Source organism: Stenotrophomonas sp. 21LCFQ19, assembly GCF_056861425.1.
In genome coordinates this window covers 1-937 of record NZ_JBSPUF010000035.1, presented here as the reverse complement: position 1 = coordinate 937, position 937 = coordinate 1, and the positions used below count along the sequence as shown (strand labels likewise).

General features: G+C 58.5%; 1 pseudogene. It reads left to right on the top strand.

From position 1 onward, the window contains the following. Positions 1–50: 50 nt before the first annotated feature. Positions 51–937, top strand: a pseudogene (locus AC13FW_RS20495) (IS3 family transposase); the annotation flags it as partial.

Here is a 937-nt window from a genome sequence, read left to right as displayed (position 1 = left end):
CGACGTCCCCCCAAGATTGAGTAGCACAACGGTTTGGAGTCCAATCCTCAATGACAAGGAGATTGGACGTGAAGAAGCGCTTTACCGAAGAACAGATCATTGGCTTCCTGCGTGAGGCTGAAGCAGGCATGCCCATCAAGGATCTTTGCCGCCGGCACGGCTTCAGCGAGGCCTCGTACTACCTGTGGCGTAGCAAATTCGGCGGCATGAGCGTGCCCGATGCCAAGCGGCTGAAGGACCTGGAAGCGGAGAACACGCGCCTGAAGAAGCTGCTGGCTGAGCAGGTCTTCGAGAATGATGTGATCAAGGATGCATTGCGAAAAAAGTGGTGACCGCACCAGCGCGAAGACTGCTGGTGCGGAGCATGGTTGAGAAAGGGTTGAGCGAACGACGAGCGCTGGCGGTAGCGCGCATGAGCGCCAGCGCGTTGCGATATGTGCCCAGGCCCGACAACAACGCCGAGCTTCGTGAGCAGATCGCCGCTTTGGCGCAACGGCACAAACGCTACGGCGTGGGCATGATTCATCTGAAGCTGCGGCAAAAAGGGCTTTTTGTGAACTACAAGCGGGTGGAGCGCTTGTACCAGGAAGCCGGTCTACAAGTGCGCCGCAGGAAGCGCAAAAAGGTCGCAGTGGGCGAGCGACAGCCGCTGATACGGCCGTTCGCTGCAAATGAAGTGTGGTCGATGGACTTCGTGTTTGATCGAACTGCTGAGGGTCGGGTGATCAAGTGTCTGACCATCGTCGACGATGCGACCCATGAGGCAGTTGCCATCGAAGTGGAGCGAGCGATATCGGGCCAAGGGGTATCCAGGGTACTGGACAGGCTGGCAGCTCAGCGCGGCCTGCCGCGAGTCATCAGGACGGACAATGGCAAGGAATTTTGCGGAAAAGCGATGGTGGCTTGGGCTCACGACAAGGAAATCGCCCTGCGCCTG